Source organism: Mesorhizobium sp. KR9-304 (assembly GCF_040049215.1).
Taxonomy (GTDB): Bacteria; Pseudomonadota; Alphaproteobacteria; order Rhizobiales; family Rhizobiaceae; genus Mesorhizobium_K.
Genome location: NZ_JBDZDN010000001.1, coordinates 582,115 through 597,801, shown reverse-complemented (window position 1 = coordinate 597,801; position 15,687 = coordinate 582,115). Strand labels below are relative to the sequence as shown.

Below are 15,687 nucleotides of genomic sequence, written 5' to 3'. Positions count from 1 at the left end.
ATGCACACCACAGCCCCGACAGCCGATCTGAAAGCGCCCCCGCCGGCCACCGCGCCGCGGCTCGTGCTTGCCGGCGTGTCGAAATCCTTTCCCGGCGTGCGCGCGCTCCACAATGTCAGCCTGTCGCTTTATCCGGGCCAGGTCACCGCGCTGATCGGCGAAAACGGCGCCGGCAAGTCCACCCTAGTCAAGATCCTGACTGGCATCTATCAACCCGATACCGGCGAGATCAGCGTCGACGGCACAGACGTTGTGCTCTCCACCGCTCACAAGGCTTTCGAGCACGGCATCACCGCCATCCATCAGGAGACCGTGCTGTTCGACGATCTGTCGGTCGCCGAAAACATCTTCCTCGGCCATGCGCCGCGTACGCGTTTCGGCACGATCGACTGGAAGACGATGCGCGCCAATGCGCGCGAAGTGCTCGACACGATGCATGCCGGCCATATCGACGAGAACGCGCGGCTGCGCGACCTCGGCATCGCCAACAAGCATCTCGTCGCGGTGGCGCGCGCCATGTCGATCGACGCGCAGATCGTCATCATGGACGAGCCGACCGCCGCACTCTCCGCCAAGGAGATCGAGGAGCTTTTCCTGCTCATCGAGTTCCTGAAGAGCGAGGGCAAAGCCATCCTTTTCATCAGCCACAAGTTCGATGAGATTTTCCACATCGCCGACCGCTACACCGTCTTCCGCGACGGCGAGATGGTCGGCCAAGGTCTGCTCGCCGACGCCACGCAAGGTGGCATCGTCAAGATGATGGTCGGCCGCGCGGTCGACCACATCTTTCCCGAGCGCACTCCCAACATCGGTGCGCCGGTGCTCGCCGTCTCCAACTTGTCGCATCCGACCGAGTTCGACGACATCTCCTTCGAGCTTCGCAGGGGCGAAATCCTCGGCTTCTACGGGCTGGTCGGAGCCGGGCGAAGCGAAGTCATGCAGGCGATCTTCGGCATCACAAGGACGAGCCGCGGCGCGATCTCACTCGACCGCAAGGCCATCCAGCCGAAATCCGCCGCCGACGCGATCGAAGCCGGCATCGTCTACGTACCGGAAGAGCGCGGCAAGCAGGGCGTCGTGATCGGCATGCCGATCTTCAAGAATGTCTCGCTGCCGTCGCTCCAGCGCACCTCGAAATCCGGCGTTCTTCGCCTGAAGGAAGAGTTCGACCTCGCGCGGCGCTACACCGGCCGGCTCGACCTGCGCGCCTCCTCTCTCAGCCAGGATGTCGGCACGCTGTCGGGCGGCAACCAGCAGAAGGTGGTCATCGCCAAGTGGCTTGCCACCACGCCCAAGGTCATCATCCTCGACGAGCCGACCAAGGGCATCGACATCGGATCCAAGGCCGCCGTGCACGGTTTCATGGCGGAACTCGTCGCCGAAGGGCTTTCCGTCATCATGGTCTCGTCCGAACTGCCGGAAATCCTCGGCATGTCGGATCGCGTAGTGGTCATGCGCGAGGGGCGTATCGCCGCGATCTACGACAACAAGAACCTCGACGCCGAAACGCTCGTGCAGACTGCTGCGGGGATCGCCGCATGAGAGCGCTGTTCAAGAACCGCGAGGTCTGGCTGGTCGCCGCCATCGCCGCGATGATCGGCCTCGTTGCCGCGCGCTTCCCCGGCTTCGCGCGGCCGGGCAACCTCGCCACCGTCTTCAATGACACCTCGATCCTGATGATCCTGGCGCTCGGGCAGATGGCTGTCATCCTCACGCGCTCGATCGACCTGTCGATGGCGGCGAACCTCGCCTTCACCGGCATGGCGGTGGCGATGCTCAACGCCGCCTTCCCTGCCCTGCCGCTCCCACTCATTATCGCCGCCGCACTCGCCATCGGCCTCGTGCTCGGCTCGGTCAACGGCCTGCTCGTCTGGAAGCTCGACATTCCCTCGATCGTCGTCACGCTCGGCACGCTCACCATCTATCGCGGCGCAACCTTCGTCCTTTCCGGCGGCGCCTGGGTCAATGCCGACCAGATGAGCCCGGCCTTCATCAACTTCCAGCGCGCGAGCCTCGCCGGCATTCCGGTGCTATCCTGGATCGCCATCCTCGTCATCGCTGCTTTCTTTCTGCTGATGACCCGCACGCCGCTCGGCCGCTCGATCTACGCCATCGGCGTCAACCCCACCGCCTCCGTCTATGCCGGCATCGACGTCGGCCGCACCAAATTCATCACCTTCTGCATCTCCGGTATGGTTGCCGGCCTTTCCGGCTATCTCTGGGTGTCGCGCTACGTCATCGCTTCCGTCGAGGTCGCCAACGGCTACGAACTCTCCATCATCGCGGCCTGCGTCATCGGTGGTATCTCGATTGCCGGCGGTATCGGCTCTGTCGGCGGCGCGGTTCTCGGCGCGATCTTCCTCGGCATCATCCAGTCCGCGCTGCCGGTCATCAACGTATCGCCCTTCTGGCAGATGGCGATCTCCGGCAGCGCCATCATCCTTGCCGTCGTGCTCAACGCGCGCGGCGAACGCAAGCAGGGCCGCATCATCCTCAGGAAAGCAGGGGCCGCATGAGCGACGTCGTCCACTCGCCCCGCAACATCCCGAACCGGCTCGACAACCCGCTCCGTTCGGCTGTCTTCTCCTGGGAGGCGCTGCTGGTCGTCGTCGCCATCGCCATCTTCATCCTCAACAGTTTTGCGTCGCCGTATTTCCTGAATGCCTGGTCGCTCTCCGACCTCACCTTCAACTTCACGGAGAAGGCGCTGATTGCGCTCGCCATGGCGCTGCTCATCATCTCCGGCGAGATAGACCTGTCGGTCGCCGCCATCATCGCGCTCGCTTCCACTTTAATGGGCATGGCGGTCCAGGCCGGCGTCGGCACGCCGGGGCTCGTCCTGATCGGCATTTCGGTCGGGCTCGCCTGCGGCGCCTTCAACGGCGCGATGGTCACCAGGCTGGGCCTGCCGTCCATCGTCGTCACCATCGGCACGATGAGCCTCTTCCGCGGCATCTCCTACATCATCCTCGGCGACCAGGCCTACAAGGGCTATCCGGCCGACTTCGCCTTCTTCGGCCAGGGCTATGTCTGGTGGGTGGTCTCCGTCGAGCTGGTGCTGTTCCTCGCCGCCGCGGTTGTCTACGGCTTCCTGCTTCATCGCACGAGTTTCGGCCGCCGCATCTTCGCTATCGGCAACAATCCGATAGCCGCGCAGTTCTCGGGCGTCCGCGTCGGACGCATCAAGTTCATCCTGTTCTGCCTCACCGGGCTGATGGCCGGCATTGCCTCGGTGCTCATCACCTCACGTCTTGGCTCGACCCGCCCCTCGATCGCGCAGGGCTACGAGCTCGAGGCAATCACCATGGTCGTGCTCGGCGGCGTCTCGATCCTCGGCGGCTCGGGCAGCATCCCGGGCGTCGTCCTCGCCGCCTTCATCATGGGGCTCGTCACCTTCGGGCTCGGCCTGCTCAACGTGCCCGGCATCGTCATGTCGATCTTCATCGGCCTGCTGCTGATCGTCGTCATCGCGCTACCCATCGTGTGGAAGCGTGTCGCCGGGAGAAGCTTGGCATGACGGCGGAGAAATACGCGTTCCGGATGAAGCTTCATCCGGGCATGAAGGCCGAATACATCAAACGGCACGACGAGATCTGGCCGGATCTGGTCACGCTCCTGAAGGATGCCGGCATGTCCGACTATTCGATCCACCTCGACGAGGAGACGAACACCCTCTTCGGCGTTTTGTGGCGGCGCGGCGATCATCGTATGGCGGACCTTCCCAACCATCCGGTGATGAAACGCTGGTGGGCGCATATGGCGGACATCATGGAAACGAAGCCAGACCATGAGCCGGTCGCCGTGCCGCTCGAAACCGTCTTCCACATGAAATGACCGACGTCCGCCACGTCGCCGTCATAGACATCGGCAAGACCAATGCGAAGGTCGCTCTGGTCGATCTCGACACGTCGAGCGAAGTGGCGTCCCGCCGGCAGCCCAACCGGCCGCGCATGGACGGCCCCTATCCGCACCACGACGTCGAAGCACTCTGGGCCTTCATCCTCGACGGGCTGGCGGGGCTGGGTCGCGAGCATCCCGTCGATGCGATTTCGGTCACGACGCACGGCGCGACCGCCGCGCTGGTCGACGCGGGGGGCGATCTCGCGCTGCCTGCCCTCGACTACGAATTCGATGGTCCCGATCGGCTGCGCGGCGCCTACGAAGCCGTGCGCCCGCCTTTTTCGGAGACCGGCACGCCCGCGTTGCCCGCCGGCCTCAATCTCGGCGCGCAGCTCTTCTGGCTTCAGAAGACCTTTCCGGAAGCCTTCGCGAAGGCGCGCGTCATCCTCCCCTATCCGCAATTCTGGGCCGCGAAGCTTACCGGCGTCGTCGCAAGCGAGGTCACCTCGCTCGGCTGTCATACCGACCTCTGGAACCCCGGGGCGCGCGACTTCTCCTCCCTCGTCGAGCGGATGGGCTGGCGCGAACTTTTCCCTCCGCCGCGCAAGGCGTCCGACGAACTCGGCCCGCTGCTGCCCGCCATCGCAGTCCGTACCGGCCTCGATCCGGCCACGCCCGTCCTTTGCGGCATCCACGATTCCAACGCCTCGCTGCTGCCGCATCTCTTGGCACGCAAGCCGCCCTTCGCCGTCGTCTCGACCGGCACCTGGGTCGTTGCGATGGCCATCGGCGCCGCCTCCACGCCGCTCGACCCGGCGCGCGACACGCTGATCAATGTCAACGCGTTCGGCGACCTGGTACCGTCGGCGCGCTTCATGGGCGGACGGGAGTTCGAACTGCTCATGGAGGGCCATTCGGAGCAACCCTCGGATGACGACCTCGCGGCGGTGCTGGACGGACATACGATGCTGTTGCCTTCGGCCATCGCAGGTTCGGGGCCATTTCCGGGGCGTCATGCGCAATGGGTCGGCGCCGAACCGCATGGCGGCGCCCGTCACGCGGCCGTTTCGTTGTATCTCGCCCTAATGACGACGACTTGCCTGGACCTCATTGGCGCAGAGGGAATCGTGGTCGTGGAAGGTCCTTTCTCTGGAAACAAGCCATACCTGACCATGCTGGAGGCAGCAGGGCAGCGGCCCGTGGTGACCGGCGAGCGGGAGAGCACCGGTACAAGTATGGGCGCTGCGTTGCTCGCTAGGAAGGCGCGCTCGGTCATCGCATCGAGCGATCGAGAGGATGTGGGAGTCGGTTTGGAAACGTTCCGTCGGTATGCTGCCGCGTGGCGGTCTGCAGTTGCAGCCAGGTGACATCCCAGGCCCACTGGAGGAGCACAAGGTGAACTTCCGCTATCGTTTCGATCCGACCTTGCTGGTCAGTTCCCGTGTTGGTCTGGGCCGTACCAGCGGCCGGCGTGCCCGTTCGGGCCGAAGCTGCTTAATTTCTCAGGATTGCAAGCCCAGCGCAGTCCATCGGCGCCCTAGTTGAGGAGCACGCTGTTCTTTCCGGCAGCGGCCCGGTCCCGCACGAATGGCTGATCAGGCTGCTCGGCAACGTCGCCGTACTGGAGCGCCGTTCGCCGATCGGAATGTCCGCAATTCAAGTTCTGCGCCTGGAAGCCGCCAGTCCGTTCACGGCCCATCCCGGCCATCCACAACACCTGCATTACCCAGATTTGGACTAAGCGACAGCTAGCAGTCGATCAACTTCCGACCTACAGCTCGCAAAACGGAGACAGCCTGCCGTCTACAGAGGGGGCGCTGTTTATGTTCGTCTGTCAATTTGGCGCCTTGAGTTGAAGTAGTACTACGTCAGTAGCGTTCACGTTGAAACCTACTTCACAGTAGGACAAGTAGTATTCCCACATGCGGCGGAATCGTTCGTCGAAGCCGAACGGTTCCAGTCGCGGCCAGGCTTGTCGGAAACGCATTCGCCATTCGGCTAACGTGCGCGCATAGCCGTGTCCGAACGCAATCTCTGAAGTGACGCTCAGACCGGCGTTGGCCGCCAGCTCGTGGAGGTGCGCCTTTGTCGGAAGCATGCCGCCCGGAAAGATATAGCGCTGGATGAAATCCGGCGAGCTCTTATAGCGCTGGAAACGCTCCTCCGCGATCGTTATTACTTGGAGGACCGCTGTGCCGCCATGAACGAGCCTCTGCCGCAGCGCGTCGAAATATATCCTCCAGTATGCTTCACCAACAGCCTCGAACATCTCGACGGCAACGATCCGGTCGAAACGCCCGTCGACGTCGCGGTAGTCCTGCAGACGCAGCTCGGCGGCGCCCAAACCAATTTCAGGCCGGAGTCGGTCGCAGGCGTAGGAAAACTGCTCTTGGGAAAGCGTGATGCCGGTTACGTGGCATCCGCGCCGCCGTACTAGGTGCTCGGCAAGTGCCCCCCAGCCGCAGCCGATCTCCAACACGCGCTCGCCACCCTCAAGCTCCAGAAAGTCGGCGACACGCCGGATCTTGTTTTCCTGGGCTTCCTCGAGCGTTTCGTTGCCGTCGAACATCGCCGCTGAATAGGTCATGCCCCGGTCGAGCCACGGGGCGTAGAAATTATTGCCGAGGTCGTAGTGCTCGGCGATGTTGCGTTTGCTTCCGCGTCTGGTGTTCTTGTGCAAGCCGTGGCGCAGGCGGGCTAGAATCCGTGCCGCCAGCGTCGCGGACGGGGGAGGCTGCAAGCATTCCTCGTTTAGCATGAAGAGTTCGAACAGGCGCACCAGATCAGACGTCGACCAGTCGCCATCGAGATAGGAACTCGCGAAGCCGACCTGGCCGCCAACCACAAAGCGTATGAGCGCCCGCCAGCGATGCAATCGAATCCGGACGTCCGGACCAGGCTTCCTGCCGACGCGTTCGATGCAAGCTCCCGACGAGAACTCGACGACGAGTCTTCCTGCGGCAATCGGGGGGACCAGCCGCGACGCAAGCCGGGCTTGAAGGCCGCTTGGGTGAGCGTCGACGGCGTTAATCTCTCTAGCCTCGGATTTCCCTGTCATGATTCAAGCCGCTCGAACGGGGGTAGTGGGGTGGGTGGGCGGCGACGGCTTCGGCCGAACTGCAACGCCTTTGAGCCACAGGAGCAAGGCGTGCCAGTGGATCGATACCGTGACCTTGAACGTCAGCAGCGGATAGAGCAGCAACGCGAGCAGTAGGTTGGCGGTTGTAAACGGCCTGGCCACGGCTGCCAGCGATGCATGGATCAGCGTCCCGCCATCATCCGAGCCGCGTATGGCAAGCGCGAAGCGTTCCCCGGGAAGCAGGGTCCTGAATTCGTATCGCATATCCATGTCCATGAAGGGCGACACGTGGAGATGCTTGTGGCAGCCATGCATTGCGGGCGCGGCATGGGCGCGCGCGTCGAAAACATAGCTGTGCCTTTCACCAAAGGTATTGTGCACCTCGTAGACGATTGCCGCGAGCGGTCCCTCTGCGTGATGACAAAAGTAGACGCTTATCGGATTGAAGCCGTAGCCGCATACGCGGGGCATGCAGAACAGGCGGATCGAGCCGCCGTCTAGGGTTATGTGGTGTTCCGCGAGCGTCCTTTCGAGCTGCGGGCGAAGCGCGGCTCCGCTCCCGTCTCCGTGATCCCGGTCGTGAAAGCAGAGGATGTTGAAGCGGTTGTAAGAGAAAAGGATGCTTTGCTTGGGCAGTTCGGGAAGCTCGTCGAGATCGAAAAGCATCCAGAAAAGCCGATAGCGCAATGCGTGTACGCACGGCCGCAACCGGCGATGCAAGACCGTTCCTAAATAGAGCGCCGAGGCGGTCATGCGGCATTCTCCCGCAGCCTCTGCGGAACGGCGCGGATCGTCGGCCACGTCTCCGGCAGCGTAATGCGCGACGATTCCCCGGCCACTGTCCACGGACGCTTCACGCCGCCGAGCGCTTCTGCGACGGCGAGCCCCGATTGCAGCCCGTCCTCGTGGAAGCCAGAACCGAAATACGCGCCGCAGAACCAAGTTCGACGCTGGCCCTGCAGCGACCACAGCCGCTGCTGCGCTTCGATGGCGGAACGGTCGAACAGAGGGTGCCGGTAGGTCTCGCGATGCAGGACCAGATCCTCGCTGATCGGAGCACGTGGGTTGAGCGTGACCAGCATCGGTTCGTCGGTCTCAAGGGCTTGCAGGCGATTCATCCAGTAGGTCACGCGGACGGCCTCGTCATCGGCCCGGCCGTCGACGTGGTTCCAGCTCGACCACACCGAACGACGGCGCGGCATGGTGGAGGTGTCTGTGTGCAGCACAGCCTCGTTGCGGCTGTAGCGGAATGCGCCCAGCAATTCCCGTTCCTCACGTGACGCATCCGTCAGCAGGCCGAGCGCCTGGTCGGCGTGCGCGGCGATGATCACGTCGTCGAACCGCTCGGCGCCGGACAATCGATCCTGGACGACGACCTCGCCTTCCTGGCGGCGGATCGAAGCGATCTCGGCCCCGAGGCGGACGCACCCAGCGAACGCGTCCGCCAGCTTGCGGACATAGGCAATGCTGCCACCCTCGACGGTCCGCCATTGCGGCCGGCCGCTCAACATGAGGAGGCCGTGGTTGTCGAAGAAGCGTATGAAGGCGATGGCAGGATAGCCGAGAATAGCAGAACTGGGCGCCGACCAGATTGCGCCGGCCATCGGCAGCAGGTGATCGTCACGGAAAGCCACCCCGTAGCGACCCTGCTGCAGATAGTCGCCGAGCGTATGGGATGCCGGCAGGCGTGCGATGTCGGCCGCGGCCGATTTGTAAAAGCGGACGAGGTCGCGCAGCATTGACCAGAAACGCGGATTGGAGAGGTTGCGTTTCTGCGCAAACAGCCCGCGGAGGCCGGCGCCGCAATATTCGAGCCGTCCCCCGTCGCGCGAAAAGCCGAACGACATTTCCGAGGTTTTCGTGGCGACACCCAAATGACCGAAGAGCGCCGTGAGGTTGGGATAAGTCGTCTCGTTGTAAACAATGAAGCCGGTATCGACGGACAATGGCCCGTGCCGGCCATTCACGAACACCGTGTTCGAATGGCCGCCAAGCCTGGTGTCTCGTTCGTACAGTACGACCTCATGCCGCGTTCCAAGCAGCCAGGCGGCAGACAGGCCGGAAATACCCGCCCCGACAACCGCGATACGCTTCCGTCCCTCGTGCAAGTTCATTCCTGACCCCTGGCCGCCGGTCGCAATTGCCGCCGATGCTCAGAGGTTACGACTGAAACTCGCGGTCGGATCATAGCTTGTGATCCAATCCGACTCCTCATTCGTAACCATCACAAATTGACGGAAAGCGAAATCGCGGCGCTTTCTTGCCAGCCGGAGCACGCTTGAACGTATACTGCACAGCGATGGTGGAATTTGATCCAGCCCGGCTGATCACGCGGATCGCGGCGACCCAGGACCGTGGGGCGTTCGCGGAGCTGTTCATGCACTACGCGCCGCGGCTGAAGGCGATGATGATGCGCAGGGGCGCAAACACGGACCGTGCAGAAGACCTTGCACAGGAAACGCTGCTGCGTATTTGGCGCAAGGCGGCGCAGTTCGATCCCGGCCGTGCGAGCGCATCGGCCTGGGTCTACTCGATCGCGAGGAACGTCAGCGTCGACCTGATGAGACGCGAGACCAGGGCAGCCGCATGGCTTAAGGAACAGGGCGAACCAGAGGAAGAAGACTTGGACGAGCCCGAGTTGCACCTGCTGGTTGCCGAACGCGAGGGCCTCGTCCGGGCGACCATCGCAACGCTGCCGCACGAGCAGCTGCGGGTCATCCGTCTATCGTTTTTCGACGGGCTGGCGCATTCGGAGATCGCCGATCTTCTGGAGATTCCGCTCGGAACTGTGAAGTCGCGAATCAGGCTTGCCTTGCAGCGCCTGCGCGATCGACTTGGTGAACTGAAATGACCAATGCCGCTACCCATCACCCGACTGATGAAACGCTTGCCGGTTATGCCGCCGGTACGCTTGACGAGGCGCGCCGATTGGTCGTGTCGATGCATGTTGCCCGCTGCGCCGCGTGCGATCTTCAGGTCGCCCGGTACGAGGCGGTCGGCGGTGCCCTGCTGGAGCTGGCAACTGCGGTTCCGCTGAGGAGCGACGCGCTGGAGAATGCGCTGCGGCAGATAGGTGACGATACGGTGCCGCCCGGTGCCTCGTCCGAACGCGACCCGCTCGACCGCTATGAGCTGGGACCGTGGCGCTGGGTCGGGCCGGGCGTGCATCAGCGATCTGTTTCGGTTCCCGAAGCGGACGGCATCAAGGTCTTCATGCTGAAGGCTGCGCCCGGAACGAAGCTGCCGCATCACAAGCACATTGGCTATGAGTGGACCTGCGTACTTGAAGGCGCATTCGAACATCAGTTCGGCCGTTTCGGTCCCGGCGATTTCGACGAGGCCGACGAGACGATGGAGCACAAGCCGACCGTCTGCGAGGGCGTGCCATGCATCTGCATCGTCGCCTTGCAGGGCGGGATTCGGCTGCAGAGCCGACTAGGCCGGCTGTTGCAGCCGCTGATCAGGCTTTGAGGGTTATTGGCCCGGTGACGATTTCAATCCTTCTGCTAACGCTGCTTTGCATCGCCCTCGCGCTTTGCGCCGGCATGACGCTCGCATGGCTTGCGTGGCGGCGGACCGGGAATTCGGGATGGGTGGACACGGTCTGGACCTTCAGCGTGGGGTTCGTCGGGATTGCAGGCGCGATTGTGCCGCCCACCGGTTCCGATGCACTTTTGTCGCGACGGATGCTGGTCGCCGTCTTTGCTGGTCTATGGGCGGTTCGGCTCGGCCTTCACATAGCGCGCAGGACGCGCGGCATCGCGGATGATCCCCGTTACGCTGCGCTGATCAGAGGCTGGAGCGGCGCCGCGCCGCGCCAGATGTTCTTGCTGCTGCAGAAGCAGGCTCTGGTCAGCATTCCCCTCGGCGCCGCCATGGTCCTCGCCGCGGCAAATCCCGAGCAGGAGCTGCGGCTGCAGGATTGGCTTGCCATCGTCGTCATGGCAGTGGCAATCGGTGGCGAGGCGCTGGCGGACCGGCAGTTGCGCGAATTCTCCGCCGACCCGGCAAATCGCGGCAAGGTATGCGATGTCCGCCTTTGGCGCTGGTCGCGACATCCAAACTATTTTTTTGAGTGGCTTGGCTGGCTCGCCTATCCCCTGCTGGCGATCGGCGCGTGGGATTGGGGCTGGCTCGCGCTTGCCGCGCCGGCATGCATGTACTGGCTGCTCGCCTATGTGTCCGGCGTGCCGCCGCTCGAGGACCATATGCTGGCCACGCGCGGCGACGCCTATCGCGGCTACCAGGCGAGGACCAGCGTCTTTTTTCCTCTACCGCCGGGCCAGAAACGGGGATGATCCGAATGGGATTGATCGATCGGACAACTCAACTGGGCGAGGCGTTTTCGTGGCCTGATGTTATATTGAGGAGTGCCATCGGCGTTCTGGTTGCGCGCACCGACCGGCGGATGACGGCCTCGCAGCCGGAATCCGGCAGACGTTTTGCCGAAGGCATGGCGAACTATCCCGTCGCGACACACACCGCCGACGCAAACGCGCAGCACTACGAACTTCCCGAGCGCTTCTTCAGTCTGGTTCTCGGGCCTCGCCGTAAATATTCGTGCTGTCTTTTCCCGACGCCTGAAACCTCGCTCGATGAAGCGGAGGAACACGCGCTTGCGCAGACCGCCGAGCATGCCGAGCTCCAGGACGGGCAGGCGATCCTCGAACTCGGCTGCGGCTGGGGCTCACTGTCGCTCTGGATGGCAGAGCGGTTCCCCAACGCTCGCATAACATCGGTTTCCAACTCGCATTCACAACGCGCATTCATAGACGCCGAGGCAGCGAAGCGAGGGTTGTCGAACCTGACGATCGTGACGGCCGACATGAACGATTTTTCGACCGACATGACCTTTGACCGCGTCGTCTCGGTAGAGATGTTCGAGCACATGGCGAACTGGGGGCGGCTTCTGGAGCGCATGAAACGATGGCTCGTCTCGGACGGTCGCGCCTTCATCCACGTTTTCAGCCATGCAATGACGCCTTACCGCTTCGACCGCGACAATCCCGCCGACTGGATTGCGAAACACTTCTTCACCGGCGGTATCATGCCCAGTCACGGGCTGATGCGGGAGTTCCCGCAGAGCTTCACGGTCGAACAGGACTGGCGTTGGAGCGGCGACCACTATCGGCGGACCGCCGACGCGTGGCTCGCCAACTACGACCGGAACGCCGACGAATTAGAGGTCATACTGCGCGACGTATACGGCAGGGACGCGGCACTCTGGCGTCGCCGCTGGCGGCTGTTCTTCCTTACGACGTCAGGACTGTTTGGCCATTCCGGCGGAAAAGCCTGGGGCATCAGCCACTACAGGCTCGCCCCATCACGCGCACAGCAATGAAGGCAACCCTTCAGCCAGCAAACCAGCGCGCCGCATAATATGCCGAAACCGAAGTCAACGCGGCAACGACCGTTCCGTAGATCAGATCGATGACGGTGATCTGAAACGTCCAGATGCGCAACGTCGCGTAGTTGGTGAGATCGTAGGTCGCGTAGGCGAGAAGGCCGAAAAGCGCGCCATATGCGAGCGCCATCCCGGCCGATCCGCTGCGGACTGCAGGCATTGCGGCAAATACGACCAGCCCGATCGGATACAGGAAATAGAACAGGACTGCCGGCGCGATTCTGAGATCGTCGAGCAATATCTCGCCGAGCGCCGGGCGATAAAGCCTGCTCGACATCGTCGTCAGCCAAATGGCGTCGAGTATCCCGAATACGATCAGCGATGCGACGTAAGCGACGAGATGGGTCATGGCGATACCTTATCTGTACTTTCTTCGGTACGCGCTGGGGGCCGCATTGGATCAGTGGCCACTGCAAAATCAGCCCCACGCTGCGACGCCTTGCCGCAAGCGCCGTATTGTCAAATATCCTCTGGTTGTGGCGGGACAAAACGATGTTCAGCTCGGAGGCGGTCGGCATCCTATTTTGCAGCCGTCCACATTACGTCCTTGCAAAGCAGCTTGCCGAATAAGCAACCGCGTGTCGTAAGCCCACCTACCCGCGCCGTTACGACGATAGAATAGCGCATCTTGCGCTTGGGGTCGTACGCCGTGCCCGAGTACGTGTTCGATGAACCCGGCGTCAAAGACATAACCAGTTTGTCGCCAACCTCTTCGCCCCTCCCCGTATCGCCGATCCAGAGGTTGGTTGCGCATATCTTGGCGCCGCAAGGTGCGATACGCACCAGCGCATTGCCGTCGCCACGCATCCATTTCCCCTCGATCGCAGTTTCATTTGCAATCGCAGTTCCTGCAAAAACAACGAGTGCAAGCGAGACAGCAATCTTGCGCATGACTGTACCTCCGGGACGGAATACGTGGCGGCATCGTGTTTGGATCACCCAGGCACGCAACATCAGTTCAGAATTTCGTCGGTACCTGCGAGAGTTAAAGGTCCGCTGTCGACGGATCGACCTCCGGTTCCGCCGGTCTGCTTCCGGCCCCCATACAGTCATGCCGACAGCGCACGTGAGACTCGCACATCGAATCTCAATAACGGTCGGGGCAGTGGGCCGGACTAGAATTTCGCTCCGCGCACCACCCCAATGCGGGTCGTCATGACGATCAGGCCGTGGGAATCGAGCAGCGGCTGAAGTACGCGCACGATCGTCCCGGCAATCTCGTTAGTCGCGATGGCGAGCACAAGCAGCTTGGTGTACGCGACCGATACCCGGTCCTCGCTCCATGTTCCGTTGCTTCCCGAGCCGCCAAGTGCCGAAAACAGCGTATATCCGCCTGCGCCCCGACGATCCTGGTGACAAGATCGACCAGAGGGGCGTCAAGCAGGATCTCGACTTTCACGCGTTCGATGGTTGCCTTCATGAGACTGTGATGCTCCTCGCGAGCCATATGTAGAAAGGGATGCCGAGCGTGACGTTGAACGGGAAGGTGACGCCCAGCGACATGGCGAGCGACGTCCCGGCATTGGCCTCCGGTAGGGCCATGCGGATCGCGGCGGGCACGGCGATGTAGGAGGCGCTTGCTGCGAGGATGCCGAAGGCGGCCGCATTTGCTATCCCCAGCCCCACCATCGCTGCGAGAGCCGTGCCGACCGACCCGTTCATGATCGGCACGAGGATCGCGAGCATCCCGAGTCGTAAGGTCAGAGACCGCGTCTCGCGCAGGCGCCGCGCCGCGATCAGCCCCATGTCCAGAAGGAAGAGACAAAGCACGCCGCGGAAACCGGCCTCGAAGACCGATGCCACCTGGGCGTAGCCATCGTTGCCGACCACGAGGCCAATCATGATGCTGCCGACCAAAAGCACCGCGGAACCGTTAAAGAAGGTTTCGTGCGCGAGACGGCTTGCGGCGACCCCGCCCTGCTGGGTGGCCCATCTTGCGAGCAGGAGGCCGATCACGATGGCAGGTGTCTCCATGAGTGCCAGAACCGCGATCATGTAGCCGCTGGCGGGAAGCTCGGCCAGCTTGAGCATCTCGATGCCGGCGACGAAGGTCACCACGCTCACGGAGCCGTAGTGCGCGGAGATCGCCGCGGCGTCCGTCGCCGACTGCCGCCCAAGACGGCGGAGCAGCCAAAATGCTGGCAGCGGAAGGGCTACCGAAAGCAGGAGGCCGAGGATGGTCGCGACCGCAAGCTCCGTCGTGAAGCCCTCCGCCGCGACGGCGACGCCGCCCTTGAGGCCGATGGCGACCATCAGGTAGATCGCCATCGCCTTGCCTACGGCCTCCGGGATGGCCAGATCCGATCGCGCCAGCGCCGCGAAGGCGCCCAGCCCGAAGAACAGCACCATCGGGGAGAGCAGTGCCGCGATCACGCAGGAACCTCCGTCCTGCGTGTCCGCCACAGCGAGTAGAGGATGCCTGCGGCGATGATTGCGAGAGTTACCCCGAGCGAGATCGAGGCGGGGAACTTCTCAAGCCCAAGCAGGTCGGCCACAAAGATCTTTGCGCCGATGAAGATCAGCACGATCGCCAGCGCCGGCTTCAGGTAGTGGAAGCGGTGGATCATCGCGGCGAGCGCAAAGTAGAGCGCGCGAAGGCCGAGGATGGCGAAGATGTTCGACGTGTAGACAATGAACGGGTCCGTCGTGATCGCGAAGATCGCAGGCACGGAGTCGACCGCGAAGATGACGTCGGCGATCTCGACCATGACCAGCGCCATAAAGAGCGGCGTCATGAACCAGACCATCCTACCGGTCCGCGGGTCGGGCTTCTTCACGAAGAAGTCCTGGCCGTGATGCTCGTCGGTCACGTTGAAGCGGCGCCGCAGGAAGCGTACCAGCGGGTTCTGGCCGATCTCGGGCTCCTTGTCGCCCATCACGAGCATCTTGATGCCGGTGACAACGAGGAAGGCCGCGAAGATGTAGAGCACCCATGAGAATTCGGCGACCAGGGTCGCACCCACGCCGATCATGATCGCGCGCAGTACGATGACGCCCAGAATGCCCCAGAACAGCACTCGGTGCTGGTAGATGCGCGGAACTGCAAAGAACGAGAAGATAAGCGCGATGACGAAGACGTTATCGAGCGCCAGCGTCTTCTCGACCACGAAACCGGTCAGGTAGTTCATGCCTGGCTCAGCACCGAGCTGCCACCAGAGCCAGCCGCCAAAGGCAAGGCCGAGGCTGATATACATGGCCGAGAGGAGGAGGCTTTCCTTGACCTCGATCTCGTGGTTGTCGCGGTGTAGCACCCCAAGATCAAACACTAGAAGCGCAACAACGATCGAGAGGAAGGAAAGCCACATCCAAACCGGCTTTCCCATCCATTCGACGAAGAAGAACGCAAGATCCATGGTCCGCAATC

General features: G+C 62.8%; 16 protein-coding genes. 9 read left to right on the top strand and 7 right to left on the bottom strand.

Features of this window, described 5'->3' with window-relative positions:
- Genes ABLE71_RS02885 through ABLE71_RS02865 form a run of 5 tightly spaced genes read left to right on the top strand, consistent with a single transcriptional unit; the run spans position 1 to position 5,207 of the window.
- Positions 1 to 1,542: a sugar ABC transporter ATP-binding protein gene (locus tag ABLE71_RS02885; RefSeq protein ID WP_348781858.1), complete on the top strand. Its 1,542-nt coding sequence runs from the start codon at positions 1 to 3 to the stop codon at positions 1,540 to 1,542.
- Positions 1,539 to 2,516 carry an ABC transporter permease gene (locus ABLE71_RS02880; RefSeq protein WP_348781857.1) on the top strand — a complete coding sequence of 326 codons (978 nt, stop codon included), beginning with the start codon at positions 1,539 to 1,541 and terminating at the stop codon, positions 2,514 to 2,516. Before ABLE71_RS02885 ends, ABLE71_RS02880 begins: the two co-directional genes overlap by 4 nt.
- The gene (locus tag ABLE71_RS02875) at positions 2,513 to 3,517 is read left to right on the top strand and encodes an ABC transporter permease (RefSeq protein WP_348781856.1); all 1,005 of its coding nucleotides are present in this window, start codon (positions 2,513 to 2,515) and stop codon (positions 3,515 to 3,517) included. The genes ABLE71_RS02880 and ABLE71_RS02875 overlap by 4 nt, the downstream gene beginning before the upstream one ends.
- Positions 3,514 to 3,834 carry an L-rhamnose mutarotase gene (gene rhaM / locus ABLE71_RS02870; RefSeq protein WP_348781855.1) on the top strand — a complete coding sequence of 107 codons (321 nt, stop codon included), beginning with the start codon at positions 3,514 to 3,516 and terminating at the stop codon, positions 3,832 to 3,834. The genes ABLE71_RS02875 and rhaM overlap by 4 nt, the downstream gene beginning before the upstream one ends.
- Complete coding sequence (locus ABLE71_RS02865) at positions 3,831 to 5,207, top strand: FGGY-family carbohydrate kinase (RefSeq protein WP_348781854.1); 1,377 nt, start codon at positions 3,831 to 3,833, stop codon at positions 5,205 to 5,207. Before rhaM ends, ABLE71_RS02865 begins: the two co-directional genes overlap by 4 nt.
- A 467-nt stretch (positions 5,208 to 5,674) precedes the next feature.
- Here the strand turns inward: ABLE71_RS02865 and ABLE71_RS02860 are convergent, their stop codons facing one another.
- From ABLE71_RS02860 to ABLE71_RS02850, 3 genes are read right to left on the bottom strand one after another with little or no spacing between them, the layout of a single operon-like run.
- Positions 5,675 to 6,898 (bottom strand): cyclopropane-fatty-acyl-phospholipid synthase family protein, encoded by a 1,224-nt coding sequence (locus ABLE71_RS02860; RefSeq protein WP_348781853.1) that lies wholly within the window; start codon positions 6,896 to 6,898, stop codon positions 5,675 to 5,677.
- 3 nt (positions 6,899 to 6,901) lie between these two features.
- Positions 6,902 to 7,672, bottom strand: a complete 771-nt coding sequence (locus ABLE71_RS02855; protein ID WP_348781852.1) for a DUF1365 family protein — start codon at positions 7,670 to 7,672, stop codon at positions 6,902 to 6,904.
- Positions 7,669 to 9,033, bottom strand: coding sequence for an FAD-dependent oxidoreductase (locus tag ABLE71_RS02850; RefSeq protein ID WP_348781851.1), 1,365 nt, complete (start codon positions 9,031 to 9,033; stop codon positions 7,669 to 7,671). Before ABLE71_RS02850 ends, ABLE71_RS02855 begins: the two co-directional genes overlap by 4 nt.
- Before the next feature lie 164 nt (positions 9,034 to 9,197).
- On the opposite strand from ABLE71_RS02850, the gene ABLE71_RS02845 reads away from it, so the two are divergent.
- From ABLE71_RS02845 to ABLE71_RS02830, 4 genes are read left to right on the top strand one after another with little or no spacing between them, the layout of a single operon-like run.
- Positions 9,198 to 9,770 carry a sigma-70 family RNA polymerase sigma factor gene (locus tag ABLE71_RS02845; protein ID WP_348781850.1) on the top strand — a complete coding sequence of 191 codons (573 nt, stop codon included), beginning with the start codon at positions 9,198 to 9,200 and terminating at the stop codon, positions 9,768 to 9,770.
- Positions 9,767 to 10,390 carry a ChrR family anti-sigma-E factor gene (locus ABLE71_RS02840; RefSeq protein WP_348781849.1) on the top strand — a complete coding sequence of 208 codons (624 nt, stop codon included), beginning with the start codon at positions 9,767 to 9,769 and terminating at the stop codon, positions 10,388 to 10,390. The genes ABLE71_RS02845 and ABLE71_RS02840 overlap by 4 nt, the downstream gene beginning before the upstream one ends.
- A gap of 14 nt (positions 10,391 to 10,404) precedes the next feature.
- Entirely contained in the window at positions 10,405 to 11,217 is an 813-nt protein-coding gene (locus ABLE71_RS02835; protein ID WP_348781848.1) for a DUF1295 domain-containing protein, read from the top strand.
- A 5-nt stretch (positions 11,218 to 11,222) separates the two neighbouring features.
- Positions 11,223 to 12,260, top strand: a complete 1,038-nt coding sequence (locus tag ABLE71_RS02830; protein ID WP_348781847.1) for a cyclopropane-fatty-acyl-phospholipid synthase family protein — start codon at positions 11,223 to 11,225, stop codon at positions 12,258 to 12,260.
- A gap of 10 nt (positions 12,261 to 12,270) precedes the next feature.
- On the opposite strand, the gene ABLE71_RS02825 is transcribed toward ABLE71_RS02830, so the two are convergent.
- The 4 genes from ABLE71_RS02825 to ABLE71_RS02810 form a co-directional block, all read right to left on the bottom strand.
- Positions 12,271 to 12,672, bottom strand: a complete 402-nt coding sequence (locus tag ABLE71_RS02825) for a DUF2177 family protein (protein WP_348781846.1) — start codon at positions 12,670 to 12,672, stop codon at positions 12,271 to 12,273.
- A 170-nt stretch (positions 12,673 to 12,842) separates the two neighbouring features.
- Positions 12,843 to 13,214, bottom strand: a complete 372-nt coding sequence (locus ABLE71_RS02820) for a DUF2147 domain-containing protein (protein WP_348781845.1) — start codon at positions 13,212 to 13,214, stop codon at positions 12,843 to 12,845.
- 525 nt (positions 13,215 to 13,739) lie between these two features.
- On the bottom strand, positions 13,740 to 14,696 hold the full coding sequence (locus ABLE71_RS02815) for a sodium-dependent bicarbonate transport family permease (protein WP_348781844.1): 957 nt from the start codon (positions 14,694 to 14,696) through the stop codon (positions 13,740 to 13,742).
- Positions 14,693 to 15,676, bottom strand: a complete 984-nt coding sequence (locus ABLE71_RS02810) for a TerC family protein (protein WP_348781843.1) — start codon at positions 15,674 to 15,676, stop codon at positions 14,693 to 14,695. The genes ABLE71_RS02815 and ABLE71_RS02810 overlap by 4 nt, the downstream gene beginning before the upstream one ends.
- Positions 15,677 to 15,687: the final 11 nt, after the last annotated feature.

What these genes read in the sequence shown, in the direction of transcription:
- ABLE71_RS02885 (WP_348781858.1), top strand. Translation starts at nt 1, where the DNA reads ATGCACACCACAGCCCCGACAGCCGATCTGAAAGCGCCCCCGCCGGCC.
- ABLE71_RS02880 (WP_348781857.1), top strand. Translation starts at nt 1,539, where the DNA reads ATGAGAGCGCTGTTCAAGAACCGCGAGGTCTGGCTGGTCGCCGCCATC.
- ABLE71_RS02875 (WP_348781856.1), top strand. Translation starts at nt 2,513, where the DNA reads ATGAGCGACGTCGTCCACTCGCCCCGCAACATCCCGAACCGGCTCGAC.
- rhaM (WP_348781855.1), top strand. Translation starts at nt 3,514, where the DNA reads ATGACGGCGGAGAAATACGCGTTCCGGATGAAGCTTCATCCGGGCATG.
- ABLE71_RS02865 (WP_348781854.1), top strand. Translation starts at nt 3,831, where the DNA reads ATGACCGACGTCCGCCACGTCGCCGTCATAGACATCGGCAAGACCAAT.
- ABLE71_RS02860 (WP_348781853.1), bottom strand. Translation starts at nt 6,898, where the DNA reads ATGACAGGGAAATCCGAGGCTAGAGAGATTAACGCCGTCGACGCTCAC.
- ABLE71_RS02855 (WP_348781852.1), bottom strand. Translation starts at nt 7,672, where the DNA reads ATGACCGCCTCGGCGCTCTATTTAGGAACGGTCTTGCATCGCCGGTTG.
- ABLE71_RS02850 (WP_348781851.1), bottom strand. Translation starts at nt 9,033, where the DNA reads ATGAACTTGCACGAGGGACGGAAGCGTATCGCGGTTGTCGGGGCGGGT.
- ABLE71_RS02840 (WP_348781849.1), top strand. Translation starts at nt 9,767, where the DNA reads ATGACCAATGCCGCTACCCATCACCCGACTGATGAAACGCTTGCCGGT.
- ABLE71_RS02830 (WP_348781847.1), top strand. Translation starts at nt 11,223, where the DNA reads ATGGGATTGATCGATCGGACAACTCAACTGGGCGAGGCGTTTTCGTGG.
- ABLE71_RS02825 (WP_348781846.1), bottom strand. Translation starts at nt 12,672, where the DNA reads ATGACCCATCTCGTCGCTTACGTCGCATCGCTGATCGTATTCGGGATA.
- ABLE71_RS02820 (WP_348781845.1), bottom strand. Translation starts at nt 13,214, where the DNA reads ATGCGCAAGATTGCTGTCTCGCTTGCACTCGTTGTTTTTGCAGGAACT.
- ABLE71_RS02810 (WP_348781843.1), bottom strand. Translation starts at nt 15,676, where the DNA reads ATGGATCTTGCGTTCTTCTTCGTCGAATGGATGGGAAAGCCGGTTTGG.